General features: G+C 44.4%; 22 protein-coding genes and 2 pseudogenes. 19 read left to right on the plus strand and 5 right to left on the minus strand.

Going from position 1 to position 19406, the window contains the following annotated elements; genetic code table 11:
• Nucleotides 1-24: 24 nt before the first annotated feature.
• From purF to hisZ, 7 genes and pseudogenes are all read left to right on the plus strand, one after another.
• On the plus strand, nucleotides 25-1470 hold the full coding sequence (gene purF / locus ABFY19_RS02490) for an amidophosphoribosyltransferase (protein ID WP_418791695.1): 1446 nt from the start codon (nucleotides 25-27) through the stop codon (nucleotides 1468-1470).
• Complete coding sequence (purM, locus tag ABFY19_RS02495) at nucleotides 1467-2525, plus strand: phosphoribosylformylglycinamidine cyclo-ligase (protein WP_418791696.1); 1059 nt, start codon at nucleotides 1467-1469, stop codon at nucleotides 2523-2525. The genes purF and purM overlap by 4 nt, the downstream gene beginning before the upstream one ends.
• 3 nt (nucleotides 2526-2528) lie before the next feature.
• On the plus strand, nucleotides 2529-3137 hold the full coding sequence (gene purN, locus ABFY19_RS02500) for a phosphoribosylglycinamide formyltransferase (protein WP_418791697.1): 609 nt from the start codon (nucleotides 2529-2531) through the stop codon (nucleotides 3135-3137).
• 15 nt (nucleotides 3138-3152) lie between these two features.
• Nucleotides 3153-3740, plus strand: a pseudogene (gene purH / locus ABFY19_RS02505) (bifunctional phosphoribosylaminoimidazolecarboxamide formyltransferase/IMP cyclohydrolase); the annotation flags it as partial.
• A gap of 29 nt (nucleotides 3741-3769) precedes the next feature.
• Nucleotides 3770-5041: a phosphoribosylamine--glycine ligase gene (gene purD / locus ABFY19_RS02510; RefSeq protein WP_418792517.1), complete on the plus strand. Its 1272-nt coding sequence runs from the start codon at nucleotides 3770-3772 to the stop codon at nucleotides 5039-5041.
• 287 nt (nucleotides 5042-5328) lie between these two features.
• On the plus strand, nucleotides 5329-5622 hold the full coding sequence (locus ABFY19_RS02515) for a YerC/YecD family TrpR-related protein (protein ID WP_418792518.1): 294 nt from the start codon (nucleotides 5329-5331) through the stop codon (nucleotides 5620-5622).
• A 135-nt stretch (nucleotides 5623-5757) separates the two neighbouring features.
• Nucleotides 5758-6972 carry an ATP phosphoribosyltransferase regulatory subunit gene (gene hisZ / locus ABFY19_RS02520; RefSeq protein WP_418791698.1) on the plus strand — a complete coding sequence of 405 codons (1215 nt, stop codon included), beginning with the start codon at nucleotides 5758-5760 and terminating at the stop codon, nucleotides 6970-6972.
• Here the strand turns inward: hisZ and ABFY19_RS02525 are convergent.
• Nucleotides 6946-7173 carry a hypothetical protein gene (locus tag ABFY19_RS02525; RefSeq protein ID WP_418791699.1) on the minus strand — a complete coding sequence of 76 codons (228 nt, stop codon included), beginning with the start codon at nucleotides 7171-7173 and terminating at the stop codon, nucleotides 6946-6948. The genes hisZ and ABFY19_RS02525 overlap by 27 nt on opposite strands.
• Nucleotides 7174-7382: 209 nt before the next feature.
• Between ABFY19_RS02525 and hisG the strand changes: the two are divergent.
• The 11 genes and pseudogenes from hisG (at nucleotide 7383) to ABFY19_RS02580 (ending at nucleotide 15414) form a co-directional block, all read left to right on the plus strand.
• A pseudogene (gene hisG, locus ABFY19_RS02530) lies at nucleotides 7383-8040 on the plus strand (ATP phosphoribosyltransferase).
• Nucleotides 8037-9317, plus strand: coding sequence for a histidinol dehydrogenase (gene hisD, locus ABFY19_RS02535; protein ID WP_418791700.1), 1281 nt, complete (start codon nucleotides 8037-8039; stop codon nucleotides 9315-9317). Before hisG ends, hisD begins: the two are co-directional and overlap by 4 nt.
• Nucleotides 9318-9327: 10 nt before the next feature.
• Nucleotides 9328-10404: a histidinol-phosphate transaminase gene (gene hisC, locus ABFY19_RS02540; RefSeq protein ID WP_418791701.1), complete on the plus strand. Its 1077-nt coding sequence runs from the start codon at nucleotides 9328-9330 to the stop codon at nucleotides 10402-10404.
• Between the two features lie 16 nt (nucleotides 10405-10420).
• Entirely contained in the window at nucleotides 10421-11014 is a 594-nt protein-coding gene (gene hisB, locus ABFY19_RS02545) for an imidazoleglycerol-phosphate dehydratase HisB (RefSeq protein WP_418791702.1), read from the plus strand.
• Between the two features lie 32 nt (nucleotides 11015-11046).
• Nucleotides 11047-11649: an imidazole glycerol phosphate synthase subunit HisH gene (gene hisH, locus ABFY19_RS02550; RefSeq protein WP_418791703.1), complete on the plus strand. Its 603-nt coding sequence runs from the start codon at nucleotides 11047-11049 to the stop codon at nucleotides 11647-11649.
• Nucleotides 11649-12386 carry a 1-(5-phosphoribosyl)-5-[(5-phosphoribosylamino)methylideneamino]imidazole-4-carboxamide isomerase gene (gene hisA, locus ABFY19_RS02555; protein ID WP_418791704.1) on the plus strand — a complete coding sequence of 246 codons (738 nt, stop codon included), beginning with the start codon at nucleotides 11649-11651 and terminating at the stop codon, nucleotides 12384-12386. The genes hisH and hisA overlap by 1 nt, the downstream gene beginning before the upstream one ends.
• A 3-nt stretch (nucleotides 12387-12389) precedes the next feature.
• Nucleotides 12390-13148, plus strand: coding sequence for an imidazole glycerol phosphate synthase subunit HisF (gene hisF, locus ABFY19_RS02560; RefSeq protein ID WP_418791705.1), 759 nt, complete (start codon nucleotides 12390-12392; stop codon nucleotides 13146-13148).
• The gene (hisIE, locus tag ABFY19_RS02565; RefSeq protein ID WP_418791706.1) at nucleotides 13148-13771 is read left to right on the plus strand and encodes a bifunctional phosphoribosyl-AMP cyclohydrolase/phosphoribosyl-ATP diphosphatase HisIE; all 624 of its coding nucleotides are present in this window, start codon (nucleotides 13148-13150) and stop codon (nucleotides 13769-13771) included. Before hisF ends, hisIE begins: the two co-directional genes overlap by 1 nt.
• A gap of 208 nt (nucleotides 13772-13979) precedes the next feature.
• Entirely contained in the window at nucleotides 13980-14783 is an 804-nt protein-coding gene (locus ABFY19_RS02570) for a sulfite exporter TauE/SafE family protein (RefSeq protein ID WP_418791707.1), read from the plus strand.
• Nucleotides 14784-14786: 3 nt separating this feature from the next.
• On the plus strand, nucleotides 14787-15140 hold the full coding sequence (locus ABFY19_RS02575) for a DUF1634 domain-containing protein (protein ID WP_418791708.1): 354 nt from the start codon (nucleotides 14787-14789) through the stop codon (nucleotides 15138-15140).
• 76 nt (nucleotides 15141-15216) lie between these two features.
• Nucleotides 15217-15414 carry a hypothetical protein gene (locus tag ABFY19_RS02580; RefSeq protein WP_418791709.1) on the plus strand — a complete coding sequence of 66 codons (198 nt, stop codon included), beginning with the start codon at nucleotides 15217-15219 and terminating at the stop codon, nucleotides 15412-15414.
• Between the two features lie 50 nt (nucleotides 15415-15464).
• On the opposite strand, the gene istB is transcribed toward ABFY19_RS02580, so the two are convergent.
• Nucleotides 15465-16178 carry an IS21-like element helper ATPase IstB gene (istB, locus tag ABFY19_RS02585; protein WP_418790355.1) on the minus strand — a complete coding sequence of 238 codons (714 nt, stop codon included), beginning with the start codon at nucleotides 16176-16178 and terminating at the stop codon, nucleotides 15465-15467.
• Entirely contained in the window at nucleotides 16175-17686 is a 1512-nt protein-coding gene (gene istA / locus ABFY19_RS02590) for an IS21 family transposase (RefSeq protein ID WP_418790354.1), read from the minus strand. Before istA ends, istB begins: the two co-directional genes overlap by 4 nt.
• A 200-nt stretch (nucleotides 17687-17886) precedes the next feature.
• Between istA and ABFY19_RS02595 the strand changes: the two genes are divergently transcribed.
• On the plus strand, nucleotides 17887-18405 hold the full coding sequence (locus ABFY19_RS02595; RefSeq protein ID WP_418791710.1) for a hypothetical protein: 519 nt from the start codon (nucleotides 17887-17889) through the stop codon (nucleotides 18403-18405).
• Between the two features lie 460 nt (nucleotides 18406-18865).
• On the opposite strand, the gene ABFY19_RS02600 is transcribed toward ABFY19_RS02595, so the two are convergent.
• Together ABFY19_RS02600 and ABFY19_RS02605 are read right to left on the minus strand one after the other, a co-directional pair.
• Nucleotides 18866-19057, minus strand: coding sequence for a type II toxin-antitoxin system HicA family toxin (locus tag ABFY19_RS02600; protein ID WP_418791711.1), 192 nt, complete (start codon nucleotides 19055-19057; stop codon nucleotides 18866-18868).
• Nucleotides 18972-19403 (minus strand): toxin-antitoxin system HicB family antitoxin, encoded by a 432-nt coding sequence (locus ABFY19_RS02605; RefSeq protein ID WP_418791712.1) that lies wholly within the window; start codon nucleotides 19401-19403, stop codon nucleotides 18972-18974. Before ABFY19_RS02605 ends, ABFY19_RS02600 begins: the two co-directional genes overlap by 86 nt.
• Nucleotides 19404-19406: the final 3 nt, after the last annotated feature.

The following is a 19406-nucleotide window of genomic DNA, read 5'->3' on the forward strand; positions in this document are numbered from 1 at the left end:
AATAAATGGCGGAGGAATTTAAAAATGTTATTTGGAACTGACCGGTTTAGCGGGGAAAATAATAGGGATAAACCTGAAGAGGAATGCGGTATTTTTGGTATTTACGGACCGGGATTAGATGTCGCCCGCCTGACTTATTACGGGTTGTATGCACTGCAGCATCGCGGGCAGGAAAGTGCCGGGATAGCAGTATCCGATGGGTCTGGCATCAGTCTGCATAAGGATATGGGCTTAGTTCCCGAAGTATTTTCCGATGAAATACTACAGAGAATGCAGGGCAAGATTGCATTGGGACATGTACGTTATTCCACTACCGGTTCCAGCCTGGTGTTAAATGCCCAGCCGCTGGTGTGTTATTATTCCAAGGGGATGATTGCCTTGGCTCATAACGGTAACCTGACAAATGCCTGTGACCTGAGGGAGCGTTTGACTCTGGAGGGTTCGGTATTTCAATCAACTATTGACAGTGAGGTTATTGTTAACCTGATTGCCCGGTATAGTCAGGGAACTATTGAAGAAGGAATCAGAATGACCATGAAACAGATTAAGGGGGCATATTCCCTGGCTGTTATGACTGAGGACAAACTCATCGGGGTCCGTGATCCATGGGGGGTAAGGCCTCTCTGTATTGGGAAACTGGGTGATACTTATATCCTGGCATCTGAATCATGTGCTTTGGACACTGTTGGTGCTGAATTGGTCCGGGATGTAGATCCGGGTGAAATTATCGTTATCAGTGAGGCCGGTCTGGTTTCATACAGGACGGAAACCCAGGAATCCAAAGGGATGTGTATTTTTGAATACATCTACCTGGCTCGTCCTGACAGCATAATTGACGGTTTTCATGTCAGTGAGGTTAGGCGTGAAATGGGAAGACAGCTGGCACGTGAGTATCCGGTTGATGTTGATATGGTCATCCCGGTACCTGATTCGGGAAATTCGGCTGCCAGGGGCTATGCGATGGAGAGCGGGATACCGTTTGAAGACGGCCTGATGAAAAACCGTTATATCGGGAGGACATTTATCCAGCCGAATCAGGCTATGAGGGACCTGGCAGTTAGGTTGAAGTTGAATCCCCTGAAAAACGTCCTTAAAGACAAACGGGTTTTGATGATTGATGACTCCATTGTCAGGGGCACCACCAGCGGGAAAATGGTTAAAATGGTGCGTGAGGCCGGGGCAAAAGAAGTCCATATGTGCATCAGTTCCCCCCCGATAGAGTGGCCCTGTTATTATGGCATAGATACGTCCAACCGGAATGAGCTGATTGCGGCCAAGCTTCCTGTTGATGAAATAAGAAAACATATTGGGGCTGATGGCCTTCATTACCTAAGTATCGAGGGGCTTCTGAAGGTTTTTGGCAGTCCGCGGGATTTCTTTTGTACCGCATGCTTTGACGGTAATTACCCGATAAAGATTGCAGGGACAGCAGGCAAATTCTGCCTGGAAAACGGGAGGAAATGTGTATGAATGAAACAAACAAAAAAGGCCTGACTTATGCCGATGCCGGTGTGGACATTAATGCCGGCACTGAGGCTGTGGAATTAATGAAAGAACATGTAAAAAAGACCTTTAGACCGGAAGTGCTGGCTGACCTGGGCGGTTTCGGAGGTCTTTTTGCCTTGAATACCTCGAAGTATAAGGAACCGGTCTTGGTTTCTGGTACCGATGGTGTAGGAACCAAACTGATGATAGCCTTTATGATGGATAAACACGATACAGTCGGTATAGATGCTGTGGCTATGTGTGCTAATGATATATTGGTACAAGGCGCCGAACCCCTCTTTTTCCTTGATTACCTGGCAGTGGGCAAACTCTTTCCGCAAAGGGTTGCCGATATTGTCAAAGGTATAGCCGAAGGCTGCCGCCAAGCCGGTTGTGCCCTGATTGGCGGGGAAACCGCCGAAATGCCCGGTTTTTACAGTGAAAACGAATATGATATTGCCGGGTTTGTGGTTGGGGTGGCCGACAGGCAGCGAATTATAGATGGCAGTAAGATTGTGCCGGGTGACATCGTAATCGGGCTGCCGTCTTCAGGGCTGCATAGTAACGGTTATTCATTAGCCCGGAAGGCACTCTTGGAAATCGGCAGGCTTAAAATAGGCGATTACTCTGATGAACTGGGCAGGACCATTGGTGAAGAAATGCTGGAACCTACCCGGATTTATTCCCGGCAGATACTCCCCCTGTTGGGGAAATATGATATTTGCGGCATGGCTCATATAACTGGTGGTGGACTCACTGAAAATATCCCCAGGATATTGCCGGAAGGTACTAAGGTTGTTCTGAATGCTAAGGCATGGCCTGAGAAACCGGTCTTTAATCTTATTCAGCGCATTGGCGGGGTAGCAACCGGGGAAATGTACCGCACTTTTAATATGGGAATCGGAATGGTTATTATAGTACCATTCGCTCAAGCGGATGCGGTGATGGCTGACCTGAAAGCAGCCGGTGAGGCAGCATGCCTGATAGGGAAAGTTGCAGAAGGTGACAGGGAGGTTGAATACAGACCTGAGGAGGTGTAGAACGTGTCCAAATTACGTTTGGGGGTCCTGGCTTCAGGACGCGGTTCAAACCTGCAGGCCATTATTGATAACATTGCAGCCAATAAACTTGATGCAGAAGTTGCAGTTGTCATCAGTGACAATCCTGATGCTTTTGCCCTGGAAAGGGCCCGGAACCATCGTATTCCGGCTGTCCATATCAAACCCGGGGATTATCGGGAAAAAGAAGAATATGAAAAGGCAGTAATTGACTGCCTCAGGGAAAACCGGGCGGAGCTGGTGGTTCTGGCCGGGTATATGCGTTTAGTGGGAAAAGTCCTTCTTGATGAATACCCTAACCGGATAATGAATATCCACCCAGCCCTGCTGCCGTCATTTCCGGGGCTGCACGGGCAGCGGGATGCGGTTGCCTATGGGGTCAAATATTCGGGATGTACAATACACTTTGTAGATGAGGGAATGGATACAGGGCCGATTATTTTACAGGAGGTTGTCCCTGTGCTGCAGGATGATGATGAGGACAGTCTGGCGGCACGAATCCTTAAGGAAGAACACAAACTTTATTCCAAGGCTATTCAGCTTTTTGCTGAAGGTAAGTTGAGAATTGAGGGTAGAAAGATAATCATTATTTAATAAGGGGGGTAATAATTGAAAAGACGTGCACTTGTAAGTGTTTCCAATAAAGAGGGCTGTGTTGAGTTTGCCCGTGCGTTGCATGAACTTGGTTTTGAAATTATATCCACCGGAGGGACTTTTAAGACAATTAAGGAAGGCGGGGTTCCGGTCAGATATGTGACTGAAATAACAGGATTTCCGGAAATTCTTGACGGCAGGGTGAAAACCTTAAATCCATATATTCATGGGGGCATTTTGGCCCGGAGGACCCCTGAGCACTTGGCCCAGTTGGAAGAACATAATATTGGGACAATTGACCTGGTTGCCGTTAATCTGTATCCCTTTAAAGAGACAATTGCAAAACCGGATGTAACCTTACAGGATGCCATAGAAAACATTGATATCGGCGGTCCGACCATGGTGAGGGCTGCAGCTAAGAACTGCGAGAGTGTTACTATTATTGTAAATCCTGCCAGATATGCTGAAGTTATTGCCGAACTCAAGGAGAAGGGTGAGGTATCTCCGGAAAATAGGCTGAAACTGGCTGCAGAGGCATTTACCCATACAGCAGAATATGACTCCAATATCAGTACATACCTTAATGAACTGATTAAGGAAGATATAAGGTGAAAGATAAAGAGGTGAATCATTTGAAAGTACTTGTGGTAGGCGGCGGAGGCCGTGAACACACACTAGTGTGGAAACTAAAACAAAGCCCGCGGGTAAAGGAAATTTACTGCGCACCGGGTAATGCCGGTATTTCCGGGGAAGCTGCTTGTGTTGATATCGCAGCAGATGATATTGATGCCTTGCTGGATTTTGCCTTAGAAAAGGGTATCAATCTGACTGTTGTCGGCCCGGAAGCCCCATTGAGCCTTGGTATAGTGGACAGGTTCAGGGAAAAAGGGCTGAGGATTTTTGGACCTGCCCAAAAAGCCGCTGAAATAGAGGGCAGCAAGGTATTAGCTAAGGAGATTATGTATAAGTATAATATCCCAACAGCAGAATATGCCGATTTTACCGATTCTGACAAGGCTGTTGAATACATTAGGAAGGTTGGGGCCCCTATTGTAGTTAAGGCCGACGGCTTGGCCGCAGGGAAGGGTGTTATTGTAGCTATGGATGAACAGACTGCTGTTGATGCCGTGAAAAGTATTATGGAAGAGCGGGCTTTTGGCGACTCCGGGAACCGTGTGGTTATTGAGCAGTTTCTTGAGGGTGAGGAAGTAAGTATTCTTGCTTTTACAGATGGGACCAATGTTGTCCCTATGGTTTCTTCACAGGACCATAAACGTATTTATGATAATGATGAGGGCCCCAATACAGGCGGTATGGGGGCATATTCTCCCGCACCTGTATATACCAGGGATGTTGAGCCATTTGTTTATGAGAGAGTGCTTTTGCCGACTATTCAGGGGATGAAGGAAGAAGGGCGCACCTATGAAGGAGTCATTTATGCGGGGCTGATGATGACAAAAGACGGTCCTAAAGTGTTGGAATATAATGCGCGGTTCGGTGATCCCGAAACCCAGGCAGTGCTGGCCAGACTTGAAACAGACCTAGTTGATATTATTGATGCGGTTTTGGAAAAACGGCTTGCAGATATTGAAATCAAATGGTCTGATAATGTTGCTGTATGTGTTGTTATGGCATCAGGCGGTTATCCGGGGAGCTATGAAAAAGGGAAGGTTATTTCAGGTCTGAATGAGGCAGAATCCGAAGGGGCCATTGTATTCCATGCCGGGACTGCCGAAAAGGATGGCCAAATAGTTAGCTCCGGTGGACGGGTGCTGGGTGTTACGGCACTTGGCAGTTCAATTCCTGAGGCTATTGAAAATGTTTACCGGGCAGTGGCAAAAATCACTTGGGATGGCGTACAGTACAGAAAGGACATTGGGAAAAAGGCAATTAAACACCTCTAATATAGATAATCATATCTGCCTATAAACGAGGAAAGCCCCCAAAGGGCTTTCCTCGTATCCTAAAGCTAAGGAGTTATTTTAACAGCCAACGCCATTGCTGGCTGTTGTTCTATTTTCTCCTGTTACGGGCAGTTTATTCATCTAATTGACCTAATTGCAAATTTTTTTTCTTTCTGTTTAAATCCAGTGCTATGGTGGGAAAAATTAAAAGAGGAATTCTTATACATAACAGAGAATTCATACATGATTTATTGCTTTTATACTTCCTATATGCCGAGAAAAGAGGGATTTGTGTGACCAGCAAATTAAAAGATCCGCTGCTTGACAGGCTTTTTGAGGCAGTGCTTTGTTTGGAAGAGTCTGATGAATGTTATCGTTTTTTTGAAGATATCTGTACTGTGGCAGAATTGAAATCACTTGCCCAGAGGCTGGAAGTCGCCAAAATGCTGGAAGCTAACCGGACATATGGTGAAATTGCTGAGAAAACAGGTGCCAGTACGGCTACCATCAGCCGGGTAAAAAGGGCCCTTAACTATGGGGCTGATGGGTATAAGTTGGTACTCGACAGGTTGAATCGATAGCCTGAAAAACTGAAGCATGAAGTCGAGGGACTGCCGGTTTCGGCAGTTTTTTGGTATATTGACAGGCACAGCGCGGTGTGTTAATATAACTTCGATACTTTAATTAGTTAAAGCACGAAAGAAGGAGCTGTTATTATGACCAACAGTCATTTGAGATTACAGGTTCCTGCCGGGGTGCGGGACTTGCTGCCCGCTGAGGCCCAGCGCAAGAGAACCCTGGAAAACGCTTTTGAAAAAACCTTTAGGGTTTGGGGTTACCGCGAGGTAGTATCACCTACGTTTGAATATTATGATGTCCTGTCTACAGGAAGGGGCGCCGACGAGGATGCCAGGCTGTATAAGTTTATTGATCGTCAGGGGCATATTCTGGCACTGCGTCCTGATATGACAACACCTATAGGACGTTTGGTAAGTACAAGGATGCGAGATGAGGCGTTTCCGTTAAGGTTATTTTATATGGCCAACGGATTTAGTTTTGAAGACCCTCAGGCCGGTCGGCAGCGCGAGTTCTACCAGTCCGGAATCGAACTTATTGGTGATGCCAGTCCTTTCGCTGACGCTGAAGCTATAGCTATAGCGGTGGAAATACTAAAGGCTTCAGGGCTGAAGAATTTTAAGATCAGTATCGGGCATGTGGATATATTATATGGGATGATGGAGGAACTGGGACTTCCGGAAGACCAGAAAGGAAGAATCAAGACTGTCCTGAGCAACAAAAACTATGTAGGCCTTGAGGAGCTTTTGGATGAATTTAAGATAAGTGATTGTGAAAAAGGGAAGTTTATGCATGTTATTACCACAAGGGGCGGTGGAGAGGCCACTGCCGAGGCGGGTAGATTTGCAAACAATCCTAAAACCACTGCCGCACTAAGAGCGCTGGAAAATGTATATGATGCACTTAGGGCTTATGATGTAACCCCATATGTGGAAATTGACCTGGGAGTGTTACGAGGCCTGGACTATTATACAGGGATAGTTTTTGAAGGCTATTCGGCTTACCTGGGCTTCCCTATCCTGGGAGGCGGAAGGTATGACAACCTTTTGGGGAGGTTTGGATTCGAGTGTACTGCAACAGGCTTTGCCCTGGGTATGGAACGACTGCTTCTGTCCCTGGAGAAAGAAGGGAATAAAATCAGTCAGGCTCCGGATGCCGATTACCTGATTATATATAACCCTTCACAGGCCGATACCGCCTTTAAAAAAGCGCGGGAATTGCGGGAGCTAGGGCAGGTAGTGGTAACACTCCGTGCAGATATGGACCCCATTTCATATCCTAAAGGTTCGCTAGAAACGGGTTCGAGAATTTCTGCTAAAGAGGTTATTTTATTCAATGAAGATAAGGAGCGTTAAACTTAGGTTTTGAAAAAATTCTTTAGCATTGCCAGCCAGGTTTTCCGGTTTTACCGGCACATCTGCCATGGGTTTAGGAGTGGGAATCTCAACAGGAATATGGCTGATGTCTTCTTGGCAATTTGGGCATAACCATGGGTCACCAAGGGTTGTAGAACTAAAAGAAGCGCTACCACAGTATGGACAGACCTTTTTTAACATAAACGGATCACCTCATTTGCAAGGTACCATTATTTCTACACTTTAAGTTATCGGGAAACTTAAAAAAATCTTTATATAATTTAGAAAAATATAATTTAGAAAAAATATAGTTTGATGTTTTCATGGTTTGATGTTTTCATTGACACTATATACAACAAGTGATATAATTTAGCATGTTAGCATTTTAACGTAATAAAGAGGTGTGGAGAATGAAGCCTAATCTTGTCCTGGCAGTTCCCAAGGGAACCCTTTATAAACCAACTGTAGCTTTACTCAAACAAGCAGGATTCAGCTGTAGTGATATGGAGACAGATACCAGGAAACTGCTTTTTACAGAAGAAACAAAAAGTTCAGTATATTGTCTGTCGGCCGACAGATATACCCACTTTTGTGGAATATGGCGCCGCCGATTTGGGTTTTGTGGGTAAGGATACTATAGTGGAGCAAAAAAAAGAGGTTTTTGAATTATTGGATTTGAAGTACGGTTTTTGCCGTTTTGTTGTGGCTATGCCTGAAGAAGGTGCCCGTGAAAAAGATTGGGAACAATTGAACCACTTGAGGGTGGCCACCAAATTCCCCAGGGTTGCCAAGGAATTTTTTGCAAGCAGGGGCAAGCAGATGGAAATAATTAAGCTTCACGGCAATATCGAACTGGCCCCTATGGTAGGTTTGTCGGACTTGATTGTGGATATTGTATCAACCGGAAGGACACTGCGGGAAAATAAGCTGGTCGAAGTTGCCCAGATTTTCAACTCAACTACAAGGCTCATAGCCAACAGGGTTAGTCATCGGATGCTTAATGGCAGGATTAACCCGATAGTTAAGAGAATAAGGGAAATTGTTGAAAATGGGGGGATGCCAGAATGATAAGGATACTTGAATCTGGAGATACTGCCATAGAAACTATCATAAAAAAACAATATCCTGAGCAAGCCGTTTATGAAGAACGTGTCAGGGAAATCCTGCAAAATGTCAGGGAACGCGGAGATGAGGCACTGCTTGAATATACGGCCAGGTTTGACCGGGCTGAGCTTACTCCTGAAACTCTGAGGGTTTCTGCTGAGGAAATAGAACAGGCATATAAAGAAGCAGATAGTGAATTTGTGACCGCCATCCGGAGGGCCAGGGACAATATTGGGGATTTCCATCGTAAACAGTTAAGCAAATCATGGATGGAAACCAGTGAGGATGGCACTATTCTGGGTCAGATAATTAGGCCTGTGGAGCGGGTCGGCATATATGTACCGGGAGGGACGGCAAACTACCCGTCATCTGTTTTAATGAATGCTGTGCCTGCTTGTGTTGCCGGGGTACATGAAATTGTAATGGTTGCCCCGCCGGGAAGTGACGGGAGGCTGCAGGCTTCCATATTGGTAGCGGCAGCAGAGGCCGGGGTTACGGAAATCTATAAGCTTGGGGGGGCCCAGGCGGTAGCCGGACTGGCCTATGGCACTAAAACTATACGGCCTGTTGACTTGATTACCGGACCGGGCAATATATATGTTACCCTGGCTAAAAAAATGGTATATGGTTTGGTTAATATAGATATGCTGGCCGGGCCGAGTGAGATACTGGTGATTGCAGATGATACCGCAGATCCGGTTTATGTGGCTGCAGATTTGCTCTCTCAGGCTGAACACGACGTTTTGGCTTCCGCTGTATTGTTAACTCCTTCCATGAGTTTGGCTGAAGCAGTTAAAGAAGAAATCCCCCGGCAGGTTGGCTATCTCTCGCGGAAGGAAATTATGACAGCATCACTGAGGGATTACAGCGCTATAATAGTGACCAGGGACTTGGAAGAGGCAGTGGAACTGGCAAACAGTTATGCCCCTGAACACGAACTGGCAGTAGCGGCTCCATTTGACATGCTGGGTAAAGTTCGGAATGCCGGTTCGATTTTTATGGGACATTATACCCCGGAACCTGTGGGTGATTATTATGCCGGACCCAATCATGTACTGCCAACCGGCGGAACGGCAAGATTTTATTCACCTTTGAATGTGGATACTTTCATGAAGAAATCCGGCCTGATTGCATATTCCCCCGGCAGGCTGAAAAAGGCTGGTGCAGATATAATAAAACTGGCTGAGACAGAAGGCCTGGATGCCCATGCCAATTCTGTCCGGGTCAGGATGGGAAAGTGAGGACAGACATATGCAAATTAGAGACTTGGTTAGAGAAGACATCAGGGACTTGGTACCTTACGAGCCCCATCCATATGCGGATGTGATTAAACTGGATGCCAACGAAACCCCTCATACCTTTCCTGCCCAGATAATCAAAGATATTTTTGAAACCCTTACCGGTGATGTTTTTACCAGGTACCCGGACCCTTTGGGTGAAGAACTGAGGAAGGCAATTGGTCAGATGACAGGAGCTCCCCCTGAGAACATTATCCTGGGGAACGGTTCTGATGAATTAATTCAACTGCTGCTGCAGACTTTTGGCGGGCCGGGCAGGAGAGTAGTTATTCCGGTTCCTACATTTGCAATGTATAAAATACATGGGCAGATTACTGGGACTGAGCCTGTAGAGGTTTACCGGAACAGTGATTTTTCTCTTGATGAGGACATACTTATTGCAGAAATGCAGAAGCCGGGAACAAACATGACATTTATTGCCACACCGAATAATCCTACAGGCACTACGGTACCGGAGGAACAGGTAAGACGAATTCTGGAACGGGTCAATTCCCTTGTTATAATAGATGAAGCATATATAGATTTTGGAGGCCGGACCTGCTTGTCCCTGATTAGGGAATATCCGAACCTGGTAGTGCTGAGAACATTTTCCAAGGTTGCCATGGCAGGGCTGCGGCTCGGTTATTTGACTGCAGACAGCGCTGTTGTCAGGGAACTGCTGAAAGTAAAGCAACCATATAATGTCAATGCTTTTTCACAGGCGGCGGCTCTCGCGGTATTAAAAAACTGGCACTATTTTCAGGAACAGATTGAGGAAATAGTTTCGGAACGAGAAAGATTGAAGGTTGAGTTATTGAAAATAAAAGGGATTGACGTATTCCCCTCAGACGCAAATTTTATTTTATTCAGGGTCAAGCCTCCGATTGTAGCAGAGGCCCTTCACGAGGCGCTTCTGAAAAACGGTGTCCTGGTAAGGAAAAAACCGGGAATTACTCACGGGCTGGAGCAATGCCTGCGGGTTACGGTCGGTACTAAGCAGGAAAATGACTTTTTTTTGGAGAAACTATCCAAATTAATTCCGATTTCATGAAACGGAGTGATGTGAAGTGGCTAAGAACCGGAAAAGCAAAGTATCCAGGACCACAACAGAAACAGATATTAATGTCTCTATAAACCTAGATGGTAAAGGAAGCTACAAATTGGACACAGGTGTTCCCTTTCTGGATCACATGCTGGCATTATGGTCTAAGCACGGCATGTTTGATTTGGATGTAGAGGCCCAGGGAGATACCGGGATTGATGACCACCATACCGTGGAGGATATAGGAATTTGTCTGGGACAGGCCATTTCCCAGGCACTTGGGGATAAGAGCGGGATCAGGCGTTACGGGACTGCTTTTGCGCCAATGGATGAATCCCTGGCTATGGTTGTTATTGATATTAGCGGCAGGGCCTTTACTTCACTGGACATCCCGATACCTGCCCAGAAGGTGGGGGACTTTGATACCGAACTGGTTGAAGAATTCTTACGGGCTCTGGCTACTAATGCGGAAATTACGCTTCATGTGAGGCTGTTGCAGGGGAAAAATACTCACCATATTATTGAAGCGGTGTTCAAGGCGCTGGGCCGGGCTGTCAAGGAAGCTGTTTCTATTGATGAACGTATAGAGGGCATAATGTCTACAAAAGGACAGTTGTAATAGACAACTATTGCGGAGGATAGGCAACTATTATGATATCAATAATTGACTATGGCATGGGCAATCTGCGGAGTGTGCAGAAGGGGTTTGAACATGTGGGGCTTGATGCCGTGATAACACCTGATCCTGATGAAGTTAGAAAAGCCGATAAGGTTGTATTACCAGGGGTCGGGGCATTCGGTGATGCCATGGAAAATCTGAAGAATGCCGGAATGGTAGAAGTAATTACTGATGCCGTGAAAGCCGGGAAACCATTTTTAGGGATTTGTCTGGGGCTTCACCTGATGTTTGATTCCAGTGAGGAATTTGGTTTTCATGAAGGTCTGAAAATTTTCCCCGGCAGAGTTAGAATGCTCCCACCGGGGTTGAAAATTCCTCATATGGGATGGAACCAAATTGAAATCAGGCAGGAAGTTCCGCTGTTAAAAGGCATTCCTGAAGGGTCGTCTTTCTATTTTGTACACTCTTATTATGTTGAACCCAGTGACCCTGAAATTGTCACAACAGTGACAGATTATGGGATAAAATTTACTTCCATAGCCGGGAAGGGCAATGTTTTTGGCATCCAGTTCCACCCGGAAAAAAGCAGTTCACTGGGATTGCAGATTCTAAAGAATTTCGGGGAGATGAGATAATGCTTATAATACCAGCAATTGACCTGCGCAACGGAAAATGTGTCAGGCTTGTTGAGGGAAAAATAGAGAACGAAACCATTTATTCAGATGACCCGGTGGAGATGGCACGCAAATGGGAAGGTCTTGGGGCACAGTTTATGCACCTGGTAGACCTGGACGGTGCATTTGCGGGGAAACCGCAAAATGATGAGGCTGTGCGCAGCATTGTTCGAGCTGTTTCCATTCCCACAGAACTGGGTGGTGGGATAAGGGACATGGAAACCATTTCCTATTATCTCGAAATGGGGGTCAGCAGGATTATCCTTGGGACAGTTGCCATATCCAATCCCAAGCTTGTTGAGGATGCAGTCAGCCGGTTTGGAGCAGACCAAATAGTATTGGGAATTGATGCCAAGGACGGTATGGTGGCTATTCATGGCTGGGATTCCACAGTTACTAAAACATCTGTGGAGCTGGCCCTGGAAATGAAGGAGCTGGGGGTTAAGAGGATTATTTATACAGATATCAAACGTGACGGAACCCTTAAGGGACCAAATATTCATAGTACCTTAGAAATGGCTGTGGAAACCGGATTGAGGATAATAGCTTCAGGCGGGATTTCAGGGCCTGAAGATATCAGGGTGCTAAAAGAGCTTGAGCCCGCAGGGGTAGAAGGGGTTATTACCGGAAAAGCCCTTTATGACGGCAGGTTGGACTTGGGAGAAGCGCTAAGGATTAGCATGGGACAGGAGAGATAGGAGATGCTGGCAAAAAGGATAATACCGTGTCTTGATGTAACCGGTGGCAGGGTTGTTAAAGGCACAAATTTTGTTGACCTTAGGGATGCCGGTGACCCGGTGGAGCTGGCTGCTTTCTATGACCGGGAAGGCGCAGATGAGCTGGTATTTTTGGATATTACAGCTTCTTCGGATGGCAGGGAGACAATGCTTGATGTGGTCAGGAGAACTGCTGAGGAGGTCTTTATCCCATTTACTGTGGGTGGTGGAATCAGGAAGGTTGAAGATATGAGGGTTATGTTGGTTGCAGGCGCTGACAAGGTGTCGGTGAATACTTCGGCGGTGCAGAACCCAAGCCTGATATCCGAGGGTGCCAATAAGTTCGGTTCCCAGTGTATAGTTCTGGCGGTTGATGCCAAAAGGACCAATGTTCCGGGGAAATGGGAAGTATATATTCATGGGGGGAGGACCCCAACCGGGATAGATGTTATGGAATGGATAAAAAAAGCTGAGGAACTTGGCGCAGGGGAAATACTCCTTACAAGTATGGATGGCGACGGGACTAAAGATGGTTATGATATAGAACTTACCAGAGCAGTTGCGGAATTGGTTAATATACCTGTTATTGCTTCAGGGGGTGTCGGCAATTTGGAGCATATCAGGGAAGGGCTGGTTGAAGGAAAGGCTGATGCCGCCCTGGCGGCTTCTATATTTCATTTCGGCGAGTATTCAATCAGTGAAACAAAGCAGTATCTGAGGGAAAAAGGGGTGGTGGTCAGGTAATGGATTTTGACATAAATTTACTTAAATTTGACGCCCATGGGCTGATTCCTGCTATTATTCAAGATGTTAATACAAATGAAGTGCTGATGATGGCTTATATGAACAAGGAGTCCCTGCAAAAGACCCTGGAAACTGGGCGGACATGGTTCTGGAGCAGGAGCAGGCAGGAACTGTGGAATAAAGGGGCCACATCAGGTCATTACCAGGAAGTAAAAACAATTAGCTATGACTGTGATGCTGATTCCCTGCTGATTAGGGTTTTACAGACAGGTGCGGCATGCCATACCGGGGAACGCACCTGTTTTCATAATACGATTATGGCAGGCGAAGCAGAAGCCCTGGCTTCAGCAGGCATAATTGATGAGGTTTATGATGTTGTAATGAGCCGTAAAAGGGAAATGCCTGAGGGTTCATATACAACTTACCTTTTTACAAAGGGAATTGATAAGATTTGCAAGAAAATCGGTGAAGAAGCTGCAGAAGTGATTATCGGGGCAAAAAACCGGAGCAGGGAAGAGGTTATCTATGAGGTTGGGGATCTGATTTACCACCTGCTGGTTCTGCTCGGCGAACAGGGAATAGAGCCGGGAGAAGTATATAAGGAATTGGCCGGCAGAAGATAGGCGGGAATAGCCAAGGTGAACAACTATATAGAAGAAAATAACATACAGTGGTAAATGAGATGAGCAGGTTAAAATGGCTTGGCTCATTTTTTTTCATGCTGTCTATATGGATATGTTATAATAAAAAAATAGCGCAAAAAAGGATAACATAAAAAAATTATCCGGATAATATGTAAATCCGGATAATGTGTAAATAAGGAGTTTAATCGTGACAACAGTGCTGCTGTTTATAACTGGATTATTTGCGGGAAGTTTTGGATCTCTCCTGGGACTTGGCGGAGGTGTTATTGTTATCCCTGTGCTGAGCATTTTATTTGGGCTGCCGATTCATACTGCTATCGGAATCAGCCTTGTTGGGGTTATTGCTACCTCTACCGGAGCTGCAGTTGTCTATATCCGTGACAGAAAAGTAAATATTAAGCTGGGGATGACCTTGGAACTGGGGTCAACTGTTGGCGCTGTAGCAGGTGCGGTTGTGGCTGGTTATATTGGTGCTAAGGTGTTGTATTTTCTTTTTGCCGGGATGGTGGTTTATAATGCTTATTCAATGTACCGCCAAGAAGATAAAAATTACAGCAGGGAAGGACATGCTGCGGCGCATGACGGTTATCCAACCGTTTACCGAGAGGGAACCGGATATGTTGTGAAATATGTTCCTCTGGGAGTTCTTTTATCATCTCTGGCAGGAGTTACGTCCGGTCTGTTAGGGGTAGGCGGGGGATTGATAAAGATACCAGTGATGTATTTATTAATGGGTGTTCCCCTTAAAGAGGCCGCTGCCACCAGCAATTTTATGATTGGCGTTACTGCCAGTGCCAGTGCGATTATTTACTACCTCAATGGGAACATAGATGTAGTGGCAGCAGTTCCCGTAGCTTTGGGAGTTTTCGGCGGGGCTGCAATCGGAACCCGGATTAATGAGCGGATTTCTGTACGGTCCCTCAAAAAGGTGTTTGTATTTGTATTTATTTACGTTGCGCTTCAAATGTTTATTAAGGGTTTTGGGGGGTAGCCGATGAATCGGAGTTTTGATATCAATCGTATACTAGAAATATTACTGCGTGCCGGTTCAGTCTTAAGCATAGTTTTGATGGCTGGAGGAATGGTGCTTTTATTGGCATCAGATGGCGGTTTAAATGAACAGCGGCTGGAAGGTCATGGTTTTGTGCAGCTAATTGCCGGGGTGATTGCATTAAATCCTATAGATATAATGACATTTGGTATCCTTGTCCTGTTATTTACCCCGCTTCTCAGGGTAATTGGCGCTTTTTTTTCCTTTCTCATTAAAAAAGATATCAAATATAGTGTGATTTCCTTTGGGGTACTGCTGATTATGATACTTGGTCTGCTGGTTCCGGGGCTGTATTAAAATATATTTTTGTGCTTAGCTTAGCTAAGCCTTTTTTTATGTGATTTTTTGGGTAATAAATAAAAATGTGACATTAGTGGAAAAAGAAGGGATTACAAGGAGCTTTGGAGAAAAAGACGGTATTGTTGAAAAGGGGAATTTCGTTTATGCCAGTATGAAAATAAGCAACATAAATTATGGAAGGGGTAAATTATTCATGTGTACCAGCTTTGTTTCTTTCTACGGGGATCCTATTTATGGAATGAATTTCGATTTTCCTGTATTTGGCAAGTAAATAATGTAGCATTCCGGAAGTTAAGAAGTGTAACACCCCGGTTTACATATTTAACAATTAATGGATGAATGGGTTAACCGGTAACTTGGTCCGCCAAACACCAGCAGGTGGCTGTGATGAACCAGCCGGTCAATAATGGCGCTGGTCATCTTCTCATCATAGAAAATCCCGTTCCAGTTGCTGAATTCCAGGTTGGTAGTAATAATAACGCTGCGTTTTTCATAGCATTCCGATATTACCTGAAACAGCAGTTGGGCCCCGCCCTTTTCAAAGGGCACATAGCCCCATTCATCGCAGATTAGCAGGTCGCATTTCTGAATTTGCCGCATGTATTTGTTCAAACTTCCGGATTTTTTGGCTTCAGATAATTGGTTAACCAATGCTGCTGTACGGAAGAATCTAACTGATTTACCCTGATTGCAGGATTCCACGCCCAGTGCTGTAGCCAGATGGGTTTTACCTGTGCCTACTGGCCCATAAAGGATGAGATTCTGTTTGTTCTGTATAAAATCAGTACTGGTAAGCTCATTCAGAGCGATGGATTTGGGAATTTCGATATGCTCAAAGCTGTAATCCTGAAATGTTTTCATCACATCAAAGCCGGCTGCTTTAAGGAGCCTCCTTTTTCGGGTGATTTCACGGTTGGCAAATTCCATTTCCAGAAGTCGCAGCAGAAATTCTTGATTGGATGCAACTTCGATTTCTTTGTAGTCTTTGTAGAAAGTACGGCCAATCTTAAGTTTTTTGCAGTATTCAGTAATCATTGCTTCCAGGGCTGTTCACCTCCTTTAAGCAGGAGATCATAGGCTCGGAAGTTAGTGCTATATTTTTGAACTTCCGGAAGTTTAAATGCAGTGTTTTGGAAGTTATCTTCCGGAAGATATGTATTCAGGCGGTTGTGGATAGCCAGCAAACTGTCTGAATTAATGGTTTCTCTCCGGCAGGATTCGGCAAATGCCGCTTCAGCAGCAGCCATATCAGCAGTCTGAAGCATGGTTAGCAGGATTTTAAGAGAGTTTCTCTTCTCGGTGTAATCACATTTATCAAAGTAGTCCTGGATAGTTGACGGCAGTTGCTTAAAGAAACCTGTGTATTTGAGTGCTGCTGGCCTTCTGACCATCAGCTTCAGGTATGGCCCCCAAATCATCGATTCGTTTTGCTGGCCATACAGCCTGGGGTGCTGCACAACCGTCCGGTATTCCTGATTCATAACTTCGACATCGTAGGCCCCGACTTTAAGCCACAGGTTTTTGCCTGCATATTCAGGTGAGGATGAGTAAAGCTTGTTTTCATATCGCACTTTGCCATATTTATCTACTTTGACAGGTTCAAGTCGGTATACTTCAAAGGGAACTTCCGGAAGTTTATCCATGGCAGCCTTGTCTTCGGCAAATAGGGCACAGATTAAATGCGGCTTTTGGTAGTGCTTACGGTTCATATCCGCATCACACTTTTCCAGCAGTATTTTGTTGAACTTCTTTAAATCATCGAATTCGGGAATGGGGACCAGGAAGTTTCTCCGGTGATAGCCGACCTTGCCTTCCACATGACCCTTTTCATGGCCGCTGTCAGGATTACAGAAATTGCTCTGGAAGCCATAGTGGAGCATAAACCGGGCAAAGCCTTTGGTGATATCCCGTTCACCGTTTTTGCGAATTTTGCTGACGGTTGTGGATGCATTATCTAACCAGGCATGGGTTGGCACTTTGCCAATGTGTTCAAAGATGGTTTTCAGGCCTTCCAATAGGCATTCCTGATTCTCAGACTTGAATAACTGAAGGTAACCACCGTTGCTGTAAGGGAATGACAGGTTAAGATAATGCCCGTCGTACAGAACTCCTTTTTCGATGAACTGAGCAGCGCCAAAATCTATCTGAGCTTCACCCGGCGGATGTTCCAGCGGCAAATGGCCTTCCTGCGTCAGGCCAATTCCCTTTTTGCGTTTAGACACATATGCTCTTACAGACCGGTCTGAAATATCGAAGTCCGGGAACTGTTCCTTCAGACGGTCGAACACCCTTTGGGCGGTGTGCCTTTGCTTGGGCTTTGCATGCAGGTCAGCTTCCAGCCATGAATCTATTAAATCTATATACGGCGCCAGTTTGCGTACCCTTAGCTTACCCGGATTATGTTCGAGATTAAAGTTTTCTTTTTCAACATACTTCTTAACGGTATTGAAATGGTGACCTGTTTCACGGGCAATCCCTCTTAGGGTTTTCCCTTTAAATTTGAACAGGTATTTGATATTATGGACTTGTTCCATTGTCAGCATCCTTTCTATACCCCCTTTAAGCTTCGCAACTCAAAGGGTAAAGTATTTCCGGGGTGTTGGCAATGGATTTTCCATTTTTCTGCTACTTTTTTCTACTTCCGGAGTGCTACACTTTCATTTTGCCATAAACAGATTTTCCTCAGGTTGAGATTAAACTAAAAATAGACAGGTCTGGTGAGACAAAATATATTTGCTTTTATATGAATGTTTATGGAAAATATTATCCTTTTGCGGGAATGAATCTAAAGGGTAATTTTGTTAATTTTCAAGAAATGTACATCGATAGCGATATTGAAGACGCGGAAACAGTAAAACCAGAAAAAGAAATTTATGCTGTGGATTTATTCTTCAGTTATCTTCAAGGAAGTATAAATATAGACCAAGTAAGTTTAATAAGTCCTGATACAAAGATACTTTATCCTGAGAATTTTAATGTACATAGTTTGTTTGCTGACATAGATGAAAAAGCAACAATTTTGGAATGTGTCAATGGTAAAGCGGTACAAAGTAAATTAATCGGCAGAAAGATTGTTATGACTAACTTTTCAAACTTCTTAAACAGCGAAAACATAGATTTGGGTTGCATTGGAGCAGACAGGTACTTAACTGCTAGCAAGATGGTTGAGGAAGATAAGGATTTATTAAATATAGAGAGAGCTATAAATATATTGCGTAAAACATTTCAAATGAAAGAATTGTATCAACACTTTGTTCTTTAGTATTTAATCCCATTAAGAGGAAAGTCTATATGGTCATTAATAGGAATCTTGACGATGTTTGGATGATTTCGCTTAAAGATGAAATAATTGAAAAAGTAAGTAAAAATAGTATCTTTGAAAAAATTGTTATTAGTGAGGATGGTATTATCCTTAGTAACCTAAGGTGATGAAATGGGCAAGAATTAAGTGTCAATTATCAAATTAATTTGGTGTAATGATAACATCATATTCTTTTATCATTTAAGTTCTTTTCGAATATCAGAAAAAACTTCTTTTATGGGATGTCCTTACCAGAGAGCTTGATACTGGTAAGTCTTGGTTACGAAAGCAATGTATAGGTTCATTGTAAGAAGACCAAACTAGTTGGCCTCCGAAAGATTATTTTTTGGTTATATGTCTTTTAGGTTTTAGAAGCGAATGATATGATGGTTTACATATTTGTCTTTTTTATTCATGGATTTCAACCTCCTCCTAGCTTAAGTCCTGCTTGCTTTAAGATACTTTTCGCAGTTTTAATTGGCAAGTCTTTATTAGGATGAGGTACTGTGATTAAGCCTTTTTTAGCCCTATTGGGAGCGTGATTTTGAGGGCTTTTGTGAAGATGTTGTATGAGTTTCAGAGCTTCTAAAGTTTTTGCCGAAATTAAGAGCAACTAAACTAAGAATATACTGATTTAAACTGATAGCATCTTTTTGAGCAGCGAGAGATAGTTCTTTATGAAGAGATTTAGGAAGTCGTAAGGTAAACTTACCGCTATATTCGTCATTATCTTCTGATCTGGGTAAAGGTATTGTTAGTTCTCTTTTAAGAGCAGTTAATATCCAGGCCATTTTAGCTTCTTCTATGTTTTTTAATGCTTCTTCTTGCGTTTCTCCATCGGACATGCATCCTTTAAGTTCAGGTATTTCAGCTAGCCAGCCGTTGCCATCTTCTTCGGAAATTGGTTCTAACTTTACACCATATTTGAGTTTTTTGTAATATTCAAGATCTTTGGTCATTTT

The organism is Phosphitispora sp. TUW77, assembly GCF_048453025.1.
GTDB lineage: Bacteria > Bacillota > Thermincolia > Thermincolales > UBA2595 > Phosphitispora.

Bases quoted from the DNA above. Each gene is read 5' to 3' on its own strand.
- purF (WP_418791695.1), top strand. From the start codon at position 25: ATGTTATTTGGAACTGACCGGTTTAGCGGGGAAAATAATAGGGATAAA.
- purM (WP_418791696.1), top strand. From the start codon at position 1,467: ATGAATGAAACAAACAAAAAAGGCCTGACTTATGCCGATGCCGGTGTG.
- hisZ (WP_418791698.1), top strand. From the start codon at position 5,758: ATGACCAACAGTCATTTGAGATTACAGGTTCCTGCCGGGGTGCGGGAC.
- ABFY19_RS02525 (WP_418791699.1), bottom strand. From the start codon at position 7,173: ATGTTAAAAAAGGTCTGTCCATACTGTGGTAGCGCTTCTTTTAGTTCT.
- hisD (WP_418791700.1), top strand. From the start codon at position 8,037: ATGATAAGGATACTTGAATCTGGAGATACTGCCATAGAAACTATCATA.
- hisC (WP_418791701.1), top strand. From the start codon at position 9,328: ATGCAAATTAGAGACTTGGTTAGAGAAGACATCAGGGACTTGGTACCT.
- hisH (WP_418791703.1), top strand. From the start codon at position 11,047: ATGATATCAATAATTGACTATGGCATGGGCAATCTGCGGAGTGTGCAG.
- hisA (WP_418791704.1), top strand. From the start codon at position 11,649: ATGCTTATAATACCAGCAATTGACCTGCGCAACGGAAAATGTGTCAGG.
- hisF (WP_418791705.1), top strand. From the start codon at position 12,390: ATGCTGGCAAAAAGGATAATACCGTGTCTTGATGTAACCGGTGGCAGG.
- hisIE (WP_418791706.1), top strand. From the start codon at position 13,148: ATGGATTTTGACATAAATTTACTTAAATTTGACGCCCATGGGCTGATT.
- ABFY19_RS02575 (WP_418791708.1), top strand. From the start codon at position 14,787: ATGAATCGGAGTTTTGATATCAATCGTATACTAGAAATATTACTGCGT.
- istB (WP_418790355.1), bottom strand. From the start codon at position 16,178: ATGATTACTGAATACTGCAAAAAACTTAAGATTGGCCGTACTTTCTAC.
- istA (WP_418790354.1), bottom strand. From the start codon at position 17,686: ATGCTGACAATGGAACAAGTCCATAATATCAAATACCTGTTCAAATTT.
- ABFY19_RS02595 (WP_418791710.1), top strand. From the start codon at position 17,887: ATGAATGTTTATGGAAAATATTATCCTTTTGCGGGAATGAATCTAAAG.
- ABFY19_RS02605 (WP_418791712.1), bottom strand. From the start codon at position 19,403: ATGACCAAAGATCTTGAATATTACAAAAAACTCAAATATGGTGTAAAG.